The following is a 17,650-nucleotide window of genomic DNA, read 5'->3' as shown; positions in this document are numbered from 1 at the left end:
GGGGGCGGTGCAAGCCTTAACGTAGCGTTATCTATGGGAAGACCGAGAGATTGGCCGCTCCTCAAACATGACAAAACAACCATTGTAAGATGGCATAACATGAATAAATGGCAGCATATGAAATAGCCAAGGCAAGCCGAAGCTTGCCTTGGGAGAGAGAAAAACAGGATTAACCGTGGGTGTGATGGACAAAACAGGTAGTGAGCTGGGCGTGAATGGCCTGCATGACGTTGTGGCGGTTGATGACACCGAGCAGACGCCCTTCCTCCACTACCGGATAGATCTTCGGCTTTTGCCCCATCATCATCTCCGCCAGACTCAAAATGCTGGTATCGGGACCCACCGACAACACCTCCTTGCGCATCACATCCTTGACCTGCGCTACCTGTTCGCAGTGATAGGCCTCCTTAAGCAACACTGCGATGCAATCCTGCTCGGAGATCCAGCCAATCAGATGGCCCTGGCCATCCACCACCGGGCCACCGAGCTGATGACTGTTCAGAAATTTCTCGACCGCAGCTTGCACCATCATGTCGGCAGTGAAGGTGATGGGTCTGCTCTGCATATAATCCTTGGCTTTTAGCGATTCCATATCTGCTCCCCTACGGTAGTCCATCAAGCTGGCGTCTTGTGCGCCGGTACCGGCACCATGCTCGGCTTGTTCCAAGCATAGCTGGCTCGCAGCAGTATGAGTCAGCGGCCAGCCTCTCCCTCAATTGATGGCATGATCCGGCTCGCGATCCGGAATGGCTGCCATCATCATCTGCGGCAGGTGATCGGCCAGCACCGCCACTACAGCGGGATCGACCCGCCCCTGATCCGCCAGTTGCTGCATAAAGGTCAATGCGTCACGGGCAGGCAGACCGCGCCGATAAGGTCTGTCCTGCACCATGGCCTGAAAAATATCGGCGACCCGCAGGATCCGCGCTTCGAGCGCCATGGCGGATGCCGGCAGGTGGAACGGATAGCCCTCCCCGTCAGGCTCCTCATGGTGATAGGCCGCCCAACAGGCAATCTCTTCAAACCCTTCGATATGGCGCAGGATCTGGTAAGTCTCGAAGCTGTGGGTATTGATGATGGCCCGCTCCTCTTTCGTCAGGCTGGCAGGCTTGTCGAGGATCTCGTCCGGCACCCTGAGCTTGCCCAAATCGTGCAGCAAACCGGCGATCTCCAGCATGTCACAATGGATGGCACTGACTCCCATCTGCTCGGCCAATGCCCGAGACAACCTGCTCACACCGAGTGAATGCGTCATCGTGAATGGGCTTTTGGCGTCGACAATGCCGGAGAAGATCTGCGCCAGCGCTTTTAGCTCCCCGTTGAAAGTCAGGCAAGGCTCCCGCACCTGCAGCATCTCCAACATGTAATCATTGATGGAGCGAGCCTCCAGCTGCAGCCAGAATGCCTCAGAGCGAGACGCCTTGAGGAAGGCATCCACCAGCTCGGGGGCAAAGAACTCGTCACGGAAATCCTGCAGGCGTGCGCGGATCTCGTTGGTATGCATCAACAATGAACCATCGCCATAGTAGGGCGCCGCCAACGCATCGCAGCGATCCACCAGAAAGATAAGGTTGGCCTGACGGGCTACATTGGGGTCCACATCGGCCATCTCGCGCAACAGGTGCCAGTGGGTGTGGTGATAACGGATAGGCAGGGCCAGTGGGGCCAGCAAACGGAAATCCTTGAGCAGCTGATATCCCACCTCGCAGTGGCGCTGGGAGGACTCCCAATCGAACTCACTAACCAGATGGTGATGGGTGATGGTCGAGGAGACACCAATATCGTGCAGCACGCCGAGCTCAAACAACAAACAACATTCAGCTGTATCCAGCCCCAATACCCGACCACACTCGGCCGCCATGATCCCGACCCGTTTACCATGGGCCACATCGCCAATTCCTACCAGATCCAGTGACGCAGACAAGGCATAAACGACCTGTCTGAGATCCACCTGAAGCGAGCACGAACCGGCTTCCTGCGCTCTGTTCATGATCCCTGTCCCATGCTGTTTTGTGATGATGCAAGGGTGTCGTTTTACTCCTTGCTACTGATAAATCTAGTCATTAATCCCATGGTTTACCTCATCACGGTTTTGCAAAAAGCAGTGCAAAGAGGCTTATAGAGCCCTTGTATCCCTACTACCGCTCAACCGGGCCTCTTTCACGCGAACAAGACCTGCTGCTCGATGGCATTGCCGGGATACACCCAACCGGCGTAGAAGGATAAAAGCGGTCATCGCACAGCATATGCGAGCAGTCGCGACACCATAAGGTTCCGCACACTGGCGTTAAACAAAGCTCGTCTTGCAGCTAAATGCAGTCGCGCGGTGCTTCGGATGGCTGAAGAGGTTTCAGATATGAAAAGCAGGCGAGAGGTTATGCTGTCTTCATCAATCTGGTTTTCTGTCTTGGTGACCAGCGAGAACAAATAGAGATCGTGCATGTTGATATCACATCTTTGAGCCGTACAACCAGGCATTAATTTTCTGCAGTTATCCATAGATAAAAACAATAATATTCCACGTTCCACAAACCTAAAAATATAATTCCTGATTGGCAAGATAGTTAAAATAAGGCGTGACAGCGTATTCATACCTGAGCTTTATCATGCTTCAGTATTTTTCGTGAAATGGCGTTGGGCTACTGTAGCTTGCCACGACTATTTCATACTAACAGTAACCCTTACAGCAATGGCCTCACCAATATAATTAATAACCAGCACCGCCAATAAATATCAACAATCAAACAGCAAACTCATTTACTTTCAGTTGTTTTTCTAATCTAAATCCCGATTTGGCTGGATTGAATATATAACCAGACCCAGAGACATTTGTCAGGCATGAGCAATCTTCATCTGCTTTCCTCAAGAACTTTCTAATATTTGACAATGAAACCGAAACGGTATTGTCGCAGACAATACGATTAGTCCATACACTATGTAAAATTTCATCTTTTGAGATCAATCGCCCTACGTTATTTATCAAATAAATCAATACATCCCTGTCTTTTTTACCCAGCCTAGACTGTACCAACAATCCCCCCAATGCTTTGTATTCGACAATACCATTTTGAAGATCAAAGGTAACTCCCTTATCTCTATTTACCATTTTTATATACATATCATTTCACCTCGACCAATACAGATTCACATATGCCTGATAACTAAGCAGCAATAATCCTATGTTTTAATCAAAATGTAGTGATGCTAAAATAATAAATTTATAAAAATAAAAAAGTCTTTCTTTTCAGTATGTTATACCAGAACTATCTCATCTGTCATAGTAATTTCATTGTTCATTCATCACTCAGAATGCTCAGTAACAGGCAACCTTTTCAAAGGTCATCTCCTGTATTATTCAATACTCAAAACCATGAAATAACGACTTGATTAATCTTATATCACTGCTATATAAAAAGAGTTCATGAGTATCCTCACATGACATAAAGAATACAATGCTGGTTAAATATAATGCTGATTCGACGCAAATTTACATGAAAAGATATGATTTAATAGGGAGTTAATTTAGATCTATCTATTATCCGATAGCTATGTAGCTATTTGCCAGATCATCGCAGAGAGTTGTCACCAGCTTTGATAACTGTATTTTTACGTTACCGCCTCTGATTATCTCAGGAACCGACATTAGATATGTCTACCAGTCACTTGATAGCTTTATTTACCATAACGTATCAAGCCAGATTTAAACTAGACATGATTTGATATTTATTGTCAAGCTGGCATATATTTAACAGCATTATCAACAACCACTAACAAGTTAATATAACACCAAGAAATTTACCACAACAATAAATATTCAGATGACAATCAAAGCAACTTCTCACATCCTGCTTATTTTGCTTTATAAACATCTCCATCTGTTGTAAAACTACGCAACTAATAAACGGTTAAGATTTGTGTCAAGGTTTATAGTGAGACACCTCACTTAAAATTTTCTATAATTAATGGATTAGATAAACTAATTAATACTGAAACTATGATGAGCGACATCTCACTATTGAGAACAAATAATATACAGGGTGCTTGAATAAGAGTATTGCAACTATAGTAATGTTACTTATAGAATCACTAAAAGTAAGGCTACCGTAGATAGAGGTCTAAGGATTAGCTTTCACTGGATGAGAGCCTTGTTTATAACGTAAAATTTAATCATTGGTGGTTTTGCATGCTGGACTACAACCCCGTCTCAGGTGACGTCACATGGAACTCAGAAGTGATTGCTCGATTAAGCAAAAGCGAGACACTGATTTTTTCCGCTTTACTAAAAAAATTAAATCAGTTTTCCAGTAAAGAGGAACTGATTGAAGAAGGGTGGCCTAACAAGTTCGTCTCTCCCAATTCATTGGCAGTTGCTATAAAAAACATCAGAAAAGTACTACAAGAAACTGACGGGGCTTTTAAGATAGAAACCGTTCACAGGAGAGGTTATATACTTCATGGCGCAGCAGACAAGATCCAATCTAGCATGATTGCTCTGCAACCTCCTTGTGACTCGTCAAAAAATAAAAATGAGATAAATACAGAGAATAAAGCAACCGAATCAAGTTCAGATGAAGTAGATGAGGCCATTATTGATATGGCCAAAATTAACGCAAAGATCATAGCGCAAGAAAATCATGCCAGTTATTTTAAAAAAACATTTGTCAAAACACTATTCTCGCTGTATTGCGTAGCGATCCTGTCATTAGGTATCATATATTTCTTTTCTTCAGGTGAGCTTTACTGCTATCAGTTAAGTGAAAAAACAAAGATATGTGGCGTTTTTGAGCTAAATAAAAGCAAGCAAAAGTCAATATCTGACGATATACAAAAGAAATCTGGTCTTTATCTTTATGGATATGACAACAATGATCAAGACATTAAAGTTCATAGCGTTGACTAGTTTCATAGTCCTCCATACTTATATTATTATTCCAGTTATCAATGGTATGGGGTGCAATTATAACTCAGAGGCAAATGATGTAAAGATGAAATATATAAGCACATGTCGATTCGGCATTGTAGAAACAATCGCATGGAACAAGATTAGTGGAGAGAAAAAACTTTTTAAAGGAATCTTGGCAAAAAAGAAAGACGATTTGTTTTTTTTTGTAGTTTATTCAAAAGAACTATCCAAACCTATATTCGATTTTGATGATGGTCTAAATGTAAGGTTTACCGATGCTCATATATACTCGGCGAAGCAAATTCATGCGGGGCAATACGATTGGGTTCTTCTAAGAAACCCATCGTATCGTGTTTACAAGGTAAATATGGCTGGCAAGTTGGGATTTTGGTAATGCTATTCTTGCTAGCCAATGATATTAAGTAGCATAGCTTTTAATTTTATATCGATTGACGCCTTCTTTATCGGCTTAGAGCCAATCTTTTATGTAGCTTAACATGGCCTCTTCTTTCATTGGTTTTGAGAAATAGTACCCTTGCACATATTTTACCCCCAAGTTTTTCAACACCCAAAGCTCGTCTTCTTCTTCAACACCCTCAGCGATAACGTACATACCCGCTTCGTTCGCATAAGTTAATATGGAGTTCAAAAGGCGCTGCATGGATAGTGAGTTATTAATACCAGACACTAGATTCCTATCAATCTTGATTGCATCAAAAGCCCCCATACTTAGTGTAGAAAAAAAGGCATAGCCAGTACCAAAGTCATCAAGGTAAACTTCTACTCCGAGTTCTTTTATTTGGCCAACCGCATTCATGAACACTGACTGCTCAACGATTGGTACCGACTCAGTAACTTCTAAATTTAATGAACCTCGTGGCAATTTACATTCTATGATCACCTTTTCCATTAAGTTTCTAATTATCCCACAATTGAAGATGATCTGAGAGGGAGATATGTTGACTGTAACGGGATAACCTGACTTTAGAATAAAATTTACTGCGCATTGTACCATAAGTTCAAACAGTGCATTCATATGGCCATATTCTTCAGCCCACTGAATTATATCAACCGTGCTAAAATTAGGATGTCGCAGTAATGCTTCAAATGACTTTATTCTCCCCTGCTCAATATCGTGTAGCGGCTGGAATACCGCATAACATTCCCCCAACATTAACTCTATATTAAATGTTCTTTGCAAATAAAATGTCTCATGATTTTTTCGGTAGTCCATCTTTTCTTCAAAATACACTGGCGCACGATCATGGGAGCATTTGGCTGCATACATGGCCATATCCGCTTTATCAAGCAACTCTTCTACTGTAACTGCTTGATGAGGATAAGCGCTAACTCCAATAGAAATACCAATTGAAAATGTGCGCTTTCCTATTGCGATGGGCTGCGTTATTTTTTCGATTAGTTCCTGACAACGCTGCAGGGCTACACTTTTCTCACCAGGAATAACAAAAGCAAACTCATCACCACCAAGGCGTGCGACAGGGCTATTCATACCTAAGATTGATGACATTCTTGATGAAGATATCTTTAATACAAGGTCACCGGCAGCGTGTCCCATAAAATCATTAATTTCTTTAAATTTATCAAGGTCTGCATATGCGACCAGAAACTCTTCATTGGTGTTACATTTTTCACTTAATACGCTCCTGAATCCCTCTCTGTTAAGCAAGCCAGTCAAAGGGTCTATTAGTTTACTTTTTCTAAGCTCATCTACCGTTTTCTGCAGCGCATGTATAATGTGTGTTTCTTTCTTCCGCATTATCAAGATAATGCTGGTACTAATGCATATACTGTAAAATAAAATAAAATCATAAAGAGATAAATCCAAAGCTACATTTACAGCAGCGCAAAAAGCTGAGACCAACGCCGCAATAACAATTCTCACATAGGGTCTGGATTTAATAAAAAGACAAATAAATGATGCCATCAAGATTAATGCAAACGTTTCCTTTGACAAGGTATGAAAAAACTCATTTACTATAAAAAAAACAATTGATGACAGTGACACCAATAAACAAAAGTTCATCATCTTCAGGTTTTTGTTGTCAGGAATGAATTGCTCTGACAAAAAAAGATATGATGTAAAAAAGGTAAATGCCATTAGGTTTGCGGAAAACAGCTGATATACCAATTTTTCTGAGGAACTAGGGAAAACCAGGACAGATACACTTGCAATAAGAGTACATAAGGCTCCACCAAAATGGAGCCATAAAAATGATAGCACTTCATTGTCTTTTGAAAGAAAAGATATTGATGATTGCCAAAAATTCAACACAAATAGAAAGCCAATGATAAATACAGTGTTATTGACAGCATACATTATCAATGATGACCAATAAGACCCCATTCCCATAGGATAATTTTGGCTACTAAAATAGAGTAAGTTGAACCCTATTACTGTCATGAAAATTGATATTAGTGATATTGTCTTATCTATGCAGCGACCAAATGCCCATAGAAAAAATACCAGATATGCATTAGGTGCCCAGATAATGCTGTATTCAGAATGATGATGCCCATCATTTTTCAATGTATGGAATACATCTTGATAAATCATATTACAGAGTGTTAATGTACACAATGCAATAACAAGTGTAGTATTCTTGATGGCACTCATAACATGACCTTATAGGAGACATCATCCAGATTTTTTGCTAAATGAGCAGTTGAAATATAATCGCCCATCAATGCAAAAAATGGTGTCCGACAAGCTATATCCAGATCTGTCTGACTTTGCACTCTATCTAATATGAGTTGCATTGCCAGTTTTTCTTTAACATAGAAGCAGGTATCAATAAAGTGATTAACTTCCGCCAAATTAGACGGAGGCGGTCCTAATCTGACATATTTAAATAGTTCTTTAACCACCTGGAAATCTCTGGGTTCGTTATCTTTCCAGTTATACCCTCCCAGACAAACCATATGGCCACTATCGACTATTTTAAATAGTGACTTTTGCCACTCCTTATCATTTTTATGATATGGTAAATTCAAGTCAAGAATCAACTCTATCTTTTGAGAGCGCAGACTATCCATCAATGCTATTAGCTGGCTAGATATTTTTGATAATACTCGTGGTTCAGCCTTAAAAAATAACTGACATGGCCGACGTCCAGCTTGATGATATGCCTTGCAACACTCTTCAAGAAGTGACATTTGTACACAGGTGATCATCAAAAGCAAATCGTGATCACAGGAATGATAGAATGAAGCCGCCTCCATACTGAGTGGTCTAAAATAGAAACCAGCCATTCTTTTTTTAGGGTCTTTGCTATAAATATCCTGTACAAATAATCGAGTGTAGCTATTCCACCACTCAATATCATCCTCACCGATGTTCCAACTGTTATCCTGTTCCATTTCATCCCCAATCTGACCGGTCTATGATGTTTCAAATTTGGCAGATTGAGATTTTAAGTTGAGCCATCAAAAAGATGATGATTAATAAAATAATAAAAACCACTCACCAAGACAGATGATGGCAACATAACGCATTGATTTAATGCGATTTTATGGATAACCATACAAATGATTGAATCTCCAAGAATGATTTTTTTACAACGTGAAGTTTAATTCTTCAGGCTCTATTTTTTGAGCCACATATATTAAAACTCGGCAACCGTCCTCTGATAGCTTTCATATTTGTACTTCTGCATGGGGTTGGTTTTATAACCATTCCAAGCTCAACGAGCTGTAGTATATGGATATCACTCTTGTTGTTCAGTAGTGATGGCGTGAATAACCGCAGTGCAAAATTGAGGGGATAATGGTGATCACATCACCACTATCCCCGGTTAGTTCCATTCAATCGGTATCGTTCCGGGAAACAAGGCCTCCTCAACGACGTATGCACGCTACCTGGCTAGGCTGTGTGTCACCGAATCCACCAACGAGACCTGTGTGCATATAGACGGCGGCATGTGCACTAACAGCAAGAGGGTCGTACGTCTCACTCGTCCAATAGTCATCGAAAGAGCCACCACACTTGTTAGCCAGTGGCCATCCATGAACATGACACAAGGCATAATTCTCACCAGAAGAAGGAGATATCTCGACAAACAATGCCTGCAATTCAGCTACCGTCGGTAGACGGCGTCCGATGCTATTGCAGTAGTTGTCGGCATCCAGCCAATTCATGGTTGCCGGATCCGGCTTGAGGAATCTTGTTATCATCAATTCTGTAAAGCTGACCGTTGCCGCTTTTTGCACGGTATCGCTATTTTTCGCATATAGCGTCACCTCCACATCCTCAACCACGCTGTTGCGCAGTGACACGATCACCTCACCAACGTCATTGGTAGTGGTCGTCCATGGCGACTCGTTATCGAACGTGGCGGTGCCCTTGTCAGCACTGAACTGCACAGTGATCGGCACATTTGCCAGAACCGACCCAGCAAGGTCTTTGAATTTGGCCACTATTGTGTTCAAGGCCTTATTATTGGCGGGCTGATTATTGGTGCCCACGGCTAATCTATCGAGCACCGGGTAGAGTGCGAAGTTGGCATCACTGGTCATGCCCGTGTCACCGGAATTGGCTTCAGCCCTTGCCGTCACGGCGACCGTCTCAGCCTGGGTGTTGATGAGGGTCACTGTTGCCAGACCACTACTGTCGGTCACACTTGTCGCTGCGCCCAAGGTTGCCGTGGTGCTGCCATGCGACCATACCACGCTAGCGCCCTGCATGGGGTTCCCCTCGATATCATGCACAGTCGCAGTCAGCAGGTCAGCGCTGACGTTATCCGCAGGCTGATTGTCAGTGGTGGTCACCAGCTGGGCCACTCTCGCGGTGGCAGGGTTGGCGGCCAGAGTCACCTGCAGTGATGGAGGAAGAGTGGTCAAGGGAGCGCCATCCAGCTGTGGCGTCAGGGTGACAACGCCAGACTTGGTCCCCGTCAGGATGTACTCATAGATGCCATTGCCCCGGTCGTTTTCCATCAGGGAGATAACATCTGTATCCACACCGCTATAACCTAGCTCCACCCGATCACTGATGCCGATTACCGGTGTTTGATTGTCGTCTTTGAGGGTCAGCGTCAAAACTGCGTTATCAACCCCATCCGCCACTATGGTGGACTTGTCGACACTGAAGGTGGATTTGGCGGGGTCTGGCCGCCCCTGCACCACCGCAGAGAGCGAACTGCTTATCTCGACCCCCTCGGACGGATCGGTCACCGCCGGATTGGTGGCCGGGATGACCGCAAAGCGAAGCTGTTTGCCACGCTCGGCATCGGTCAACAGATAGCGATCACCTCTGGCGAGTTCGATGTCACTATTATTCAGCCAGCGCAATACACTGCCCTGTTCCTCATCAGTATCCTGGTCATTAAAGGTATATGTTCCCAGCAGGGTATCCCCCACCAAGGGCGCCGCCGGGCCAGTCAGTGTCACGCCAGATGCCACTGGCGCACGCCCCTGCACCGACAGGGTGTTGGCACTTTCGGCCATTGCTCCTGTCGTTTGCCCCAGCACCAGCCACAGTGCCAGATATGACAAATAACGAGATATCACCTTCATTCAAACACTCTCCGGTTTACGACAGCACCATCACCTGCTGTAACTAGCCAGCCTCGCCATTTTTACAGGCCAAGCTGATTAAAATGGTGGGCGCCCGCGGGCGCCCTGTATTACTGATTGATGTGCCCACCTCACCTTCCCTGGCAAGGCAGGACAACCCGTTATCCATCCGATAACCATCAACCTCTTGCTGCGGGCGATGGTCCGAATATCATGCCCATCCAGCCGGGGCTGGTGATGGCTTTACTTCTTGGTGACATCAACCCGCAGCTTGCGCTTCTGATCATCCTTGCTTGGGGTGTAGGTTTCACTGACAGCCCCAGGAATGTTGATGTAGTTGCCACCTGCACCATCCTCAATTTGCCATGTGTAGTTGTAATCACTCGCCACCCCAACCCCACCGGCACTGGTAGTGACCTTGGCCCTGAGTTCGGTCGAGACAATCGGATTGCCAGCAAGCGCAGCGTCAGTGGCCGCAATGACGATCTCGACGGCATCCACCTCATTGGGATCAACCACATCAACAGAACCATCGCCATCAGGAGAGCCCCCCGCCGCCGCAACTTCATTCCCCTGATAAGGGTCTGTCGTGGTTGCATCGGTTTGCGGAATCACTCCTGCAGTGATTTGGGTACCAAGATCTGCCAAAGTCAGGGTATAACTATCACCGGTTACCCCCATATCAATGCCATCGCGATACCACTTGTACTCACTCGGTGCTTGAGCATCCATATCCGGATCATCAAAACCTTGTTCTTCAATTTTGAGGCTGTCACCTACATCCACTCGACCGTTGTTGTTGACATCGACATAGTTGAATGACACTCCAGTCAACGTTGGGGGTCGCCCCTTCACAGTATCGGTTGGAGCCGATGTCAGCGCGCTGGCGCCACTGGCTACCCCCCACATTACCATTGCGATCGATACCGCGATTTTTTGCTTTCTCATCACTTGCTCTCTTCCTTTTGGCTACAAAAAATGACTTACATGGCGTCGATAAACGCCACTCCGGATGCTCACAGCGCCGCAACAATGACGCGCACCCGTTTCTTCTGATCCTCTCGCACGGGTAAATAGGTCACGCTGGTCGCCCCAGCGATATCCACAAAACGTCCAGTACCGACCCCCTCCTCGACCTGCCACTGCCAGGTCAGTCCTGTGCGGCACGCGCTCGAGCCGCAGTCAGGCACGGCCGTCAGTACAGACCCCACCTCAGGAAAGCCGTTAACCAGCCCGGTAATCGTCACTCCCATCAAGCTCGCGAGGTAATTCACACTGCTAGCCGGCCCCGTGTTGCCGCTCTTGTCGGTAGCCGTGGCAGTAATGGTGCCACTCCCCTGCACCGTCGGGGCTTCCAGGCTGTAGTTGCCATCCACGTCCGCGGTCGTGGTGCTGGTCGTGCCATCCGGCCAGGTAATGGTCACCGTGCTGTCCGGTTCAGCCTTGCCACTGACCTCCGGCTTGTTGTCGCTATTGCGATCCGTCGCAACCAAGGTCGGAGCCCCAGGTGCCGTTGAGTCGGTGTAGTTCACGCTGGTAGCCGGCCCCGTGTTGCCGCGCTTGTCTGTAGCCGTGGCGGTGATGGTGCCACTCCCCTGCGCCGTCGGGGCTTCCAGGCTGTAGTTGCCATCCTCATCTGCAGTCGTGGTGCTGGTCGTGCCATCCGGCCAGGTAATGGTCACCGTGCTGCCCGGTTCAGCCTTGCCACTGACCTCCGGCTTGTTGTCACTATTGCGATCCGTCGCAACCAAGGTCGGAGCGCCAGGTGCCGTTGAGTCGGTGTAGTTCACGCTGGTAGCCGGCCCCGTGTTGCCGTGCTTGTCTGTAGCCGTGGCGGTGATGGTGCCACTACCCTGCGCCGTCGGGGCTTCCAGGCTGTAGTTGCCATCCTCATCTGCAGTTGTGGTGCTGGTCGTGCCATCCGGCCAGGTAATGGTCACCGTACATTCCGGTTCCGCTTTACCAGTGGCCTCTGGCTTGTCGTCACCATTGCTGTCGGTCACTGTCAACGTCGGGGCCCCCGGCACAGTTGCATCATCAATAAACTCAAACTCCATGCTGTCACTCGCCACATGCCCACTCGGGAAGGTGACCTCTACATCCAGGCGATACCGAGTGCCGGGGTTGGGTTGCCCAGGCGCAACCAGCTCACGCCCCGTCAGTACCTGTGCAGGCCCCTGAAATGTCAGGCGATAGCGGTACTGGTAACCATCGCGGTCCGCTTCTACATCCCCCTCAATACTCTCAATCGGGATCCCATTTCGCGCTTTGGCAGGCTTCTGACGGGGGTCAACCACCCCCCAGTCAACGTGGTAGTGAGCACCGGGGCGAAGTTGAACAAAGTGTTCTGCCAACTGAATAGCGGGTTGCAGCCCAGAGTCTTCCGAGACGACAACAACCCCTTCCGCGATGGCTTCATGGCCATCAATGTCGGTGACGATGGCAACGATCGGATATTGATTGGATTGGCCAATGCGATAGATGGGCAAGACCGGAAGTGTAAGGGAACGTTTGTCCTGCCCAACCGTATCGGCAGGGCCAAGTCCACTGAGCCCCAGGATCTCGCCAAACCACTGGATGGAGGCTATCTGGCGGGAATGCTGAATGTTGAGCGTCAAGGTCAGGGCTTGCCCCTCTCCCGCAGAATACTGGTCGTTGAGAGAGGCCTTGAGGAGTACCTTGTCGCGATACTCGAGCACCATGTCATTGTTACGCTCAACCAGATCGTGGCGCATACCTGCCAGCGACTTGTCGACACGGGACGGATTCAGCATGTCCGAGAGCGTAGCCCCCAGCTTCCACTCCAGCCCCAGCGTAAAACGGGTGTCATGTTGCCTGCCGCTCGCTTCAACTTGCTCGACATCCATCTTGAGTAACGGGAAGGGGTTATAGTGCAGACCGGCAGTGATGGCATGCGGATCGCGCTCAAGCTGATCTGCGCCCAGCAAGTCAACCCGCTCCCCCAAATACTGCTCGGCAGTGAGCGATGCGCTCCATTGCGGATAGGCCGGCAGATAGGCCTCAAGACGCACATCCATACCGCGTGCTGCGCGCTCTTCCATACCCTCAAACCGTGGGGAGTCATGCCAACTGCTCAGTGGGGTATAGAAGTTGGCGCCCAACTTGAGATGATCACGCCAGGCTTCGGCCCCGACTCCCGTACGCCAGTGTCGATTGGTCAGGTCATAATCAGCAAACAGGTTGTAGCCCAGCATCCAGCTGTCGAGGAAATGACGCTGGCCCACCCCTAAGTTAGCGATGGTACGCGCCTGCCCATTTCGGCGTAGACCAAACTGGGTAAACAGCAGGGTCTGCTGCTCTTCCGCAAGCGGCAACAAGAGATCAGCCTCGGCAGTGACCATATTGAAATCGTCATCCAGCGTCACCCGGGTTCTGGCTGTACCCACCGCCCCCAGCAAGGATGCTGCATAGGCATTGGCCTCCTCTTCAAAATGGGTGACCAGTTGCTGACGCCAATACTGCTTCTCTTGTTCTGACCCATGATGCGGTGCAGTCGCATCCTGTGTAACGCTCTGCGCGGAAGGTGGTAGATGCCGCAGACTTCGTTTAAACCCCTTAACCAATTCACTGTGGTTTTCCTGATCTGCCGGCATCTCTGACTCGGCAGGTGAAAACAGCTGCCCCAAGCGGGCAGCCTGCTCGGCAACCTTCTGCTCGACATCCACAGGGGTTGGCGTAGGCGCCGTCAAATGCAGTGGATTGGCGCCTGACAGCGCAGGTAAAACGGACGCACGCGGTAAATTGATAGTGTCACCTACCGGCAAATGAGGGGCGTTTAGCGCCAGGTTGCCATTTAATGCCAACAGTTGGTGAGGTGTTGTGCCAAACTGGCGTGAGACAGAACCAAGCGTATCTCCCTTTGCGATCTGATAGCGGATAAGTTCAGGTTGCTTGGCTGCGGGCATGGAGAGTTGCCCAGCCGCATAAGCCACAGGAAATAATGCCTGCTGTCCTAAAAAGAGATAAGTCCAGACGCTTTGATGGACTTTACTTGGTGTGAAACTCATAAATAGACCCTTGAGTATATCTTTAGCGGCAGGACTATATATGAGGGGCTGCATTTGAGATCTATATATTAAATTTTAAAGTCACAATAAATAAATAATAAATGTAATTAATTTAAATAACCCACCTTGGTATCAGCTTGATACATATAGCATTTCTCTTTATATCAGCCATAAACACAAACAAAACAGACCTCATTGAGCCCCATTGCATCAGGCATGCTCATTTAACTGGAATTCAGAAAACGTGACAAGCATCACAATTAAATCTATTTATAATACAGCTTGAGTTCAGGTTTGCTGCGATGTCAGTCCATGAGCACCCCTGTTCCCCTAATACATTTTAAAGTTCAAAAAACATCCACCAACAAAGAATCTTAATTTTTATCAGCATCCTACTTCACCTTGGTATATTTCTGTGTCACCACCGCTCGAACATTGATCCACTCTGGCAAACGTTTCCGATTAAACAGTACATCAGCTGTGATTTACTCGCGGAACAGAAACTTCATAAGCAAAGCACGAATAATTTGCGTGCCTCCTATGAAAAGAGAGTGCATCGCCATAAATAGAAAAGAGGTCGACACCTCTTCATATTAAAATAATAAATTAATGTTATGCCAATTGGTTATTTTCTTTATTCATTTACGACATCAGTGCTAAAAAAAACAGTACCACTCCTCCATAAAATTCAATTAAGGCTAAAAAAAAGCCATTTTTGTGAGTCAGGTAGCGCTATTGATTTTTTTTAGTCACACCAGTGGAATCGTTTACACTACTGTTGCGCCAACCACATTAATTAATCGGCATTTTATTGTTCTGTCTGCCGTCAGCATTAATTACTCCCCTCTTTCAGAGACCAAAGGTAGAGAAATGGAAAAGATCTGCAAGATAAGTGGTCGACGCACGGAAATGCTCGTTAACCTGACGCAAGGAGCTGAAATTATCTATTGGGGCAACAAGTTAACATTGACGCCCCCGGAGCGCTGCCTATCCCTTGATCGGCCAGTGCCTTTTGGCCGACTGGATTGCGATGTCCCGTTAACTTTGTTTCCGGACTCCGGTTCGGGCGTCTTTAGCTCCCCTGCATTGGAAGGGCATAGAAATGGTCAGGATTGGTCTCCGGTCTTCACTATTCAGTCTGTCGAGCACGACGAACATTCCCTACGCCTTGTCAGTCATGATCCTGTCGCTCGCCTGTGTCTCTTGACTGAACTCACCATAGATCCTCTTTCTGACATTGTCGCCGTGCGCCATACCCTGAACAATGAAAGCGAGGAGCCCTTCACGGTAAACAGGCTCGCGACAACATTGCCATTACCCATGCGCGCCATTGAGTGTTTGTCATTCTACGGGCGTTGGGTTAATGAGTTCCAACAGCATCGACATATCCTGATGCACGGTGGATTCCAGCAAGAGAACCGCCGTGGTCGTACGTCTCACGAACACTACCCGGCGCTCATCATCGGCACCAAAGGATTTGATGAACAGCACGGAGAAGTATGGGGAGCTCATCTGGCCTGGAGCGGTAATCATCGAATGCGAGTTGATGTAAAGGCTGATGGTCGTCGTTTCTTGCAGGCCGAAGCACTCTACTACCCGGGGGAAATTTGCCTGCAAAAAGATGAACGCATCACGACCCCCTGGCTCTATACAACCTATTGTGCTGATGGCCTGAATGGCATGAGCCATCAATTTCACCAGTTTGTGCGTGAGCACATCCTGACCTTTCCGCAGCGACGCAACTATCAGACATGCCGACCGGTACATCTCAACACATGGGAAGGTATCTACTTTGAGCATGATCCAGACTACATCATGTGTATGGCCACTGAGGCAGCCAAGATGGGTGTGGAGCGCTTCATCATTGATGATGGCTGGTTCAAGGGCCGCTGCAATGATAGGGCGGCACTGGGTGACTGGTACCTGGATAAGCAGAAATATCCTGATGGTTTGCAGCCGGTTATCGAACATGTCAAAGCCATGGGCATGGAATTTGGCATCTGGGTTGAACCAGAAATGATCAGCAAAGATTCTGATCTATATCGCCAACACCCCGACTGGCTGATGGAACTCGATGGCTATGAGCAACCAACAGGTCGCAACCAATATCTGATCGACCTGCAGAATCCTGATGCCTTTGCCTACTTGTTGGAACGTCTTGATGACCTGCTGAGCCGCTATGATATTGCCTATCTCAAGTGGGACATGAACCGTGAAACGGTCCAGCCTGCTCACCACGGACAAGCTTGCCAAACACGCCAGGTACAAAATGTCTATCGACTGATGGACGAGCTTAAAACAAGGCATCCACATATCGAGATTGAATCATGTGCTGCCGGTGGTGGCCGTATCGATTATGAGATCCTAAAGCGAGTGCAACGTTTCTGGCCATCTGATAACAATGACGCACTCAAACGTCAGGAGATCCAGAGCGGGTTTAGCTATTTTTTCCCGCCTGAAGTGATGGGCTCTCATATTGGCGCTCGACATTGCCATGCCACTCGCAGAGTATCCGACATCGACTTCCGCGGGATCACAGCCTTGTTTGGACATATGGGAATAGAGCTCGATCCGGTCAAAGAGTCGGACGAAGAGAAAGCTGGCTTTGCAAAATACATCGCATTGCATAAGCAGTATAGAAACCTGCTTCATAGCGGAATCACCTACCGTATTGAAAGCGACGATCAACAAGCTCAAAAAATCCATGCCGTCATAACTCCTGATGCCAAGCATGCATTAGTGATGGTTGCACAGCTAGATATGCCTACATATGCCCACAGCGGCACTTTACGGATACCGGGATTAATCGCGCAAACACAATATCGCGTCAACGTCATCGCGCATCCGAATAACTTTCATAATGGCCTGGTTAACAAGCAACCCGTCTGGAGCCTTGCTGGTATCGTATCAAGCGGCGAATGGCTGCGCCAAGTAGGTCTGGCAATGCCAATTCTTGATCCAACTACGGCCATCTTGATCGATATATCAGCGTTATAAATTGACAGTTTAATTATCTCGATTCACAAATAATCAGAGCGAAACGGCCATTGAATTATGGCCGTCCTCGATGTCATCGACATGATTAAAAACCGGCCAAGATAACCCTTTGGGTTTTCATTATATTTAGACTAAATCTTCATTATTTCACGTTATTGTATTAATCAAGAAAAATCACACATGACACTCA

At 47.1% G+C, this 17,650-nt stretch carries 11 protein-coding genes; 3 read left to right on the top strand and 8 right to left on the bottom strand.

Annotation, left to right across the window (positions count from 1 at the left end; translation table 11 throughout):
* Nucleotides 1-169: 169 nt before the first annotated feature.
* From I6L44_RS05660 to I6L44_RS05650, 3 genes are all read right to left on the bottom strand, one after another.
* Nucleotides 170-592: a CBS domain-containing protein gene (locus I6L44_RS05660; protein ID WP_005333273.1), complete on the bottom strand. Its 423-nt coding sequence runs from the start codon at nucleotides 590-592 to the stop codon at nucleotides 170-172.
* A 120-nt stretch (nucleotides 593-712) separates the two neighbouring features.
* Entirely contained in the window at nucleotides 713-1,990 is a 1,278-nt protein-coding gene (locus I6L44_RS05655; protein WP_216953525.1) for an HD-GYP domain-containing protein, read from the bottom strand.
* 750 nt (nucleotides 1,991-2,740) lie between these two features.
* A complete protein-coding gene (locus I6L44_RS05650; protein ID WP_216953524.1) occupies nucleotides 2,741-3,118 on the bottom strand; it encodes a winged helix-turn-helix domain-containing protein in 378 nt (125 codons plus the stop codon).
* 1,065 nt (nucleotides 3,119-4,183) lie between these two features.
* On the opposite strand from I6L44_RS05650, the gene I6L44_RS05645 reads away from it, so the two are divergent.
* Both I6L44_RS05645 and I6L44_RS05640 read left to right on the top strand, forming a co-directional pair.
* On the top strand, nucleotides 4,184-4,900 hold the full coding sequence (locus I6L44_RS05645; protein WP_216953523.1) for a transcriptional regulator: 717 nt from the start codon (nucleotides 4,184-4,186) through the stop codon (nucleotides 4,898-4,900).
* An 85-nt stretch (nucleotides 4,901-4,985) separates the two neighbouring features.
* A complete protein-coding gene (locus I6L44_RS05640) occupies nucleotides 4,986-5,297 on the top strand; it encodes a hypothetical protein (RefSeq protein ID WP_216953522.1) in 312 nt (103 codons plus the stop codon).
* Between the two features lie 75 nt (nucleotides 5,298-5,372).
* Here I6L44_RS05640 and I6L44_RS05635 read toward each other — a convergent pair whose 3' ends face one another.
* The 5 genes from I6L44_RS05635 to I6L44_RS05615 all read right to left on the bottom strand — a co-directional run bounded on the left by I6L44_RS05635 (nucleotide 5,373) and on the right by I6L44_RS05615 (nucleotide 14,361).
* Complete coding sequence (locus I6L44_RS05635; protein WP_216953521.1) at nucleotides 5,373-7,538, bottom strand: bifunctional diguanylate cyclase/phosphodiesterase; 2,166 nt, start codon at nucleotides 7,536-7,538, stop codon at nucleotides 5,373-5,375.
* The gene (locus I6L44_RS05630; protein ID WP_216953520.1) at nucleotides 7,535-8,281 is read right to left on the bottom strand and encodes a hypothetical protein; all 747 of its coding nucleotides are present in this window, start codon (nucleotides 8,279-8,281) and stop codon (nucleotides 7,535-7,537) included. Before I6L44_RS05630 ends, I6L44_RS05635 begins: the two co-directional genes overlap by 4 nt.
* A 477-nt stretch (nucleotides 8,282-8,758) precedes the next feature.
* Nucleotides 8,759-10,435 (bottom strand): Ig-like domain-containing protein, encoded by a 1,677-nt coding sequence (locus I6L44_RS05625; RefSeq protein WP_216953519.1) that lies wholly within the window; start codon nucleotides 10,433-10,435, stop codon nucleotides 8,759-8,761.
* 243 nt (nucleotides 10,436-10,678) lie between these two features.
* Nucleotides 10,679-11,383 (bottom strand): ZirU family protein, encoded by a 705-nt coding sequence (locus tag I6L44_RS05620; protein WP_216953518.1) that lies wholly within the window; start codon nucleotides 11,381-11,383, stop codon nucleotides 10,679-10,681.
* Between the two features lie 68 nt (nucleotides 11,384-11,451).
* A complete protein-coding gene (locus I6L44_RS05615; RefSeq protein WP_367948261.1) occupies nucleotides 11,452-14,361 on the bottom strand; it encodes an inverse autotransporter beta domain-containing protein in 2,910 nt (969 codons plus the stop codon).
* Nucleotides 14,362-15,333: 972 nt separating this feature from the next.
* Between I6L44_RS05615 and I6L44_RS05610 the strand changes: the two genes are divergently transcribed.
* A complete protein-coding gene (locus I6L44_RS05610; protein ID WP_216953516.1) occupies nucleotides 15,334-17,460 on the top strand; it encodes an alpha-galactosidase in 2,127 nt (708 codons plus the stop codon).
* Nucleotides 17,461-17,650 lie beyond the last annotated feature (190 nt).

The organism is Aeromonas sp. FDAARGOS 1414, assembly GCF_019047065.1.
Taxonomy (GTDB): domain Bacteria; phylum Pseudomonadota; class Gammaproteobacteria; order Enterobacterales; family Aeromonadaceae; genus Aeromonas; species Aeromonas veronii_A.
This window is presented reverse-complemented; position numbering and strand designations above follow the sequence as displayed.